Here is a 5,559-nt window from a genome sequence, read left to right on the forward strand (position 1 = left end):
AGGTTTTTCTCATTCCAGCAGGTCACTTATATAGGCACTTATCTTATTTGGGCGGACAGAATACAGGAAAAACAATTACGTTCAAAAAAGATTCCGAATAGGCTCTTACACTTCGCAACAGAATTAACCGATTGAACCGTAAATAACGGCAACAAGTGGGGATAATCTCCCCACCCAATAAACCAAAAACAAATCACCAATCGCCTGAAGCACCACCACCATCACTGCGACCACCGCCACCGGAAAAGTTATCATCACCTCCATTATCCTTGCCATTTTCTGGATTCTCAGAGCCAGAACCACCAAACAAGCCGCCAAAGAGACCGCCGAATAAGCTTTTCAATAACGATATCACTGAAGAGATCAGCATAAACACCAGAATCACTGGTAGCAAAAGGATTAACAGATAAAACTCTGCCGGAATGGAAGAAAACAATCCCACCAGGGTCAATAGATAGGTTCCTGCCGCAATCGTCAGAGCACATTTGAGGAAACGCTTAAACCAGTGTCCCTCGCGAAAGACTTTCATTGGCAAAATAAACAGACTGATTAGCCAAAAAAACAATAGTGAGGCAATATCCTTGCCAGATATCTTGCTAAATGCACCACCGCCCTCTTCTGAGAAAGTCGGTGCAATCTTCGTTATTTCTTCATATGCCCCCGCTTGTTGGGACTGTTTCAGTAACGTATCAATTGAATTAATCGCATTACTGATACCCTCAAAATAAGCATTCTCTTTGAAAGCCGGCTTAACTTCCTCACGTAAAATACGCGCAATCTTGCCATCGGTTAATTTCCGCTCTAAACCGGAACCAACTGCGATACGCATTTTATGGTCATCAGAAGCGATCAAAAACAAGATACCATCATTGCCTTTCTTACTACCCAACTTCCATTTATCAAATACACGGGAAGAAAATTCCTCAATCGTATCACTGCCAATAGTCGGGATAATCAGGACTGCCATCTGTACCTTTTCTTCAGATTGCAGTTTTTTTAATTGGCGGGTCAGGCGTTGGTGCTCTTCTTTCGTTAGAGCTTTAGAGATATCTGCCACACTCTTACTTAACGTGGGAACAGCAACAGTTATCGGCTCTTGTTTTATTTCATTCGCCGATACGTTGCCCATTCCGATAAGCAATAAAAATAGTATAAAAAAATGTTTTATTATAGAAATATAGCTTATTCTCGGTTGTATTATTCTGGTGTTACAACCATCCTTTGGTATATGGGAAATTATTAACATCAAATATCCTTAGCTTTTATTTATGATATCAATCATCACTATTATACGGATATCTCCCATCACTCGTAACCAAGAAAATGGCATTACTTTTCCTTTATAATAAGGCCGTTAATAATAAACTTATCCTTCTACCTTAATTTTTGCTAATTGGAATGCTGTTAATAATGCCAATATTGGTGCAATGGAGAAGAGTAAAAATAGCCAAAAAGAAGAAGAAACTGCCCCTTCAACTCCCCCTGGTTGATAAAATCCAAATAAATTGACGGTCATCCCTCCCAGTGCAGAACCAAATGCAGAGGCAAATAACTGTATGGTGGTAATGGATGAACCGGCGATGCTTTTATCCGCCTCACTGGAAGCCTGCAAAATAAGGGTCAAAATATGAGGCCAGCCGAATCCAACGCCGAAACCAAACACCCCCAATCCCAAGCTGATCGGTAGCATAATCTGCCACTCCCCTGCCGACTGGGAGGGTAACAACACAAGCAACAGCAACATGCCAGCCAACATGAAAATAGGCCCGCTGACAATTGCAAACCGCATCTTTGCTCCTTGCCAGCTAGCACTGAGTATTTCTCCTATAGTCCAACCCATTGCCACGAAAGCAACCATATAACCAGAGGCCAAAGGGGATTGCCCATGCAGAATTTGCAGAAAATAAGGAATAAAAACATCTCCCGATAAACCCATTACCAATAGAAATAGGGTAGTGAATAAAACTAAATGGGGAGAACGTAAACTGAAGGTATTTTCAGGCAATAACCTTGCTGAAGCTCGGCGTTCATGGATGATCAATAAAAAAATTAAGACCACAGCCGCAACAATGCCAAGAATGTTGAGCCGAACATCTTGTGACAAACTTCCTGAAGAAACCGCCAATACCGCCGCTGACAATAGGAGCAATTGCACAATGGGCAATGCTGTTTTGGTTTTATTCTGCACCTCTGTTTTAGGTAAAATCAGGTAGGTAAATACGGAATAACACAGAATAATGGGAAGCATAATGCCAAAAGCGTAACGCCATGCATTCATTTCAGCAAAAACACCGCCAATAGCTGGACCTATTAAAGTCGCTACGCCCCACATCCCCGAAACCAACGCTATAGCCCTAGGCCAAAGTGATTGAGCAAATACGAGATTAATCATCAAATAAGAAAGGGCAAATAGAAATCCACCGCCAAGCCCCTGAATGGTTCTGCCAACCAGCATAATTTCCATTGTCGGTGCAAGGGTGCAAAGTAAACTGCCAATAAAAAAGACCAATGATGCAACCAGATAAGCATTTCGTGCGCCCAATGCACTCAACAATCTCGCAGAAAGAATGGAGCCAATAATCGATGCCACGACAAACAATGTCGTATTCCAGGCATAGAGGTTCAATCCTCCAATATCATTGACGACAGAAGGCAGAATAGTGATGGCAATTAAGGTATTAATTGCCATCAATACCACGCCCAGTGAAAGTGCTATCGCACTTGGTGCATTTTTGCTGGAAAACAGATCCCTCCAGCGGCTTTCCTCAGTCATTATCATAATTTTTGCCCTGAACACAGGTTGAGTTGTGAAAAGTCTTACGCTAAATTAAACAAGATAAGTCTTGGAATAAATTAATGTCGGAATCAACAATATGTCAAGCAATGACTTGGAAAATAGTATAATCGTAGGGCAAACCGTGAGTGAGAAGCTACTAATGCTGCTAAAAACTCAAGGTGCCTTACAAGCCTCTGATGCCGGCAAATTATTGGGAACAACTGGAGAAGCAGCCCGTCAGCAATTTGTAAAAATGGCTAAGGAGGGATTAGTTGAAGCAAAATCAGAAACCAGGGGAGTTGGGCGTCCAGTACAGCTTTGGCATATCACAGAGAAAGGCCATGCCAAATTTCCTGATGCCCATGCAGAGCTGACAACGCAACTGATCTCGATTATTCGTCATCAGTTGGGTGAAGATGCTATGGATTTGATTATCGGCGCCCGTGAAAAAGAGACTTTTTCCAACTATAAAAAGGCGATGGAAGGTGCTACAGGGTTACAGGAGAAAGTTGAGCGTCTGGTCTCGATACGCTGCCGAGAAGGCTACATGGCTTATTATTCTGTTGAAGAAAATGGCGATATTCTGTTTTTTGAAAACCATTGTCCAATTTGTGCCGCAGCCAAATTGTGTCAAGGCTTTTGTCGGACAGAGCTGAAACTGTTTCGGGAGATCCTGCAAGCCAATGTGGAAAGAACCGAATATATCCTTAGTGGTCACCGACGCTGCGCTTATCGCATCACTGCCGCACGTTCTTGATACAAATTTTGCTTGATATAAGCCTTCAAAAAAACCTACGCAATATTTCAGTTGCGTAGGTTTTTTATACAGAAGGGATAAAATTATTCCTTACCTGCCGCCGCTAACTGCTGGTAAATATAATGCTTATAACTCTCTACCAGTGCCCTATCCTGACAATCATTTAAGGCACCATCACATAAATGGCGCATGAACATATTCGCCTGATAAAACGCTGGTGCTGATAAACGGGCACGCTCCAGAATTATTCCACCGAGGAAGGAGATATCTGTCAGTTTGCCCGTTGTTATTGATGCTCCCTGTTTCAAGTTATCCCGCAAAGTAAACTGAGTCACATGTGCTGGATCAGGTAGCGGAGAGTTATAGTGATCAAAATTTATGTTTGGCTGATGATCACCAAAATAGAGGAAAACGGTAGGCTTGTCGCGATTGGCAACGAATTCACTGAAATCTCTGATGGCAGGATCAGACGCCACGATTTTTTCCATATAATGGCTAAACTTACCAACCGCCGTTGCAGAATTAACTTTATCAGCCAGACCATAATCATCATGATGGCTCTCTTCATAAGGCCCATGTTCATACATGGTCAGAGAGAAAATAAAAATCGGTTTGTCTGTTTCCTTAGCCAGGATAGTTTTCACATAAGACAACATATCTTGTGTCGGGATTTTCCATAAATTTTCATCCATATCTGCGGGATAGCCCAGCTCTTGCGGTTGGATAATTCGATCAACGCCCAATGTCTTGTAAGCATGTCCCGCATGATAAGACGATTTATTAAACGGTGTCAGAACAACCGTGTAATAGCCGTTGTCTTTCATGGCACGAAACAAGCTGTTTTTCAGGTGATCAACGACAAAATAAAACACCGCATTTTTGCGGGGGCCAAAATCATCCGTATTCAATCCAGTTAAAACAGAAAATTCAGATAACCAGGTTCCGCCCCCAAAGGTTTGTACCCTGAGTGGACTTTGGGCGCTGACACCCGCATCACGCCGGAACATGTAGAGATCTGGCAACTGCACATTGGCAGGTAATTGGTAAATATGGGGATTGACGGTAGACTCTTGCAGCAATACAACCACATCAGGTTTAACTTCTGACTGAGGTGCAGGCAACGTCACTTTTTTCGCCTGCTGCAAGAAATAATCAGCCGATAAGCCAAATTTTGGCGGCTGATATTGCACATCCGAGGCAGACATCACCATATTGGTCACCGTCCCCCGTCCCTTCGGCAATTCCCCTTGCCATTGAGTATGGTAGGTACTCACTGTTAGGTTGATACCCCAGGCACTCACGACCATTAAAACGATACTACCGAGGCGCCATTTGATCCCACGCGCAGCAGGCACCACTTTCCAGCTCAATATCATGTTGAATATCAACCAGATAAACATCGCCACCACGGCAATGCCCGCCAGCCAATAGTGGTGTAAAGTCTCCTGATTTGCGGGATCTAACATGACATTCAAATCAGAAAACATCAGGTGTTCTTTGTAGTAATGGATTTTTATCTGGTTGAGGAATTTCAGGATGATAAATAACGTTCCAGTGAATACTACCGAAAATAACCAGCGCGCTGAAACTAAAAAAGCCAGACCAAAGATGATACCGAATACACCGACAGATACCAGTGCAGGATAAATATCTCCACCTTTTTCAAATACTAATATCAAGGAAGCAATTAACAACAATCCAAGATAAATCCTAGAGATTATCTTTTTTTTCATACTCTATTGAATTCCACACGTGAGTTCAGTTTGCCAACCCGATGAAAAATAGCACAGGTTGGCACATATACAGATAAAAAAGTGACTGCTCCCCGCCCTATCGGGCGATGCTTCCCACTTCACAGGCCGCTGGATGCATGATTGGACAAACAACGGAATGGCATTGTCAAATCCACGCGATGCTCGACTTTTAGGGTGAGTTGAAATGACATAGCCGCTCCTTTATAACTTTAAGTCGTCAAAAATAGAGAAATAAAGGAACAAAAGGCTATGTCACAGCAAGATTTTATCAT

4 protein-coding genes are annotated in these 5,559 nt (G+C 42.6%); 1 reads left to right on the forward strand and 3 read right to left on the reverse strand.

Translation table 11 applies throughout. The features are described from left to right. Nucleotides 1-193: 193 nt before the first annotated feature. On the reverse strand, nucleotides 194-1,129 hold the full coding sequence (locus Xedl_RS13140) for a TPM domain-containing protein (RefSeq protein WP_074024300.1): 936 nt from the start codon (nucleotides 1,127-1,129) through the stop codon (nucleotides 194-196). Between the two features lie 237 nt (nucleotides 1,130-1,366). Continuing rightward, nucleotides 1,367-2,779: an MFS transporter gene (locus Xedl_RS13145; protein ID WP_074024301.1), complete on the reverse strand. Its 1,413-nt coding sequence runs from the start codon at nucleotides 2,777-2,779 to the stop codon at nucleotides 1,367-1,369. A gap of 94 nt (nucleotides 2,780-2,873) precedes the next feature. On the opposite strand from Xedl_RS13145, the gene Xedl_RS13150 reads away from it, so the two are divergent. Continuing rightward, complete coding sequence (locus Xedl_RS13150; RefSeq protein ID WP_074024302.1) at nucleotides 2,874-3,533, forward strand: helix-turn-helix transcriptional regulator; 660 nt, start codon at nucleotides 2,874-2,876, stop codon at nucleotides 3,531-3,533. 83 nt (nucleotides 3,534-3,616) lie between these two features. On the opposite strand, the gene Xedl_RS13155 is transcribed toward Xedl_RS13150, so the two are convergent. Beyond that, on the reverse strand, nucleotides 3,617-5,266 hold the full coding sequence (locus Xedl_RS13155) for an LTA synthase family protein (RefSeq protein ID WP_074024303.1): 1,650 nt from the start codon (nucleotides 5,264-5,266) through the stop codon (nucleotides 3,617-3,619). Nucleotides 5,267-5,559 lie beyond the last annotated feature (293 nt).

The organism is Xenorhabdus eapokensis, from assembly GCF_001908105.1.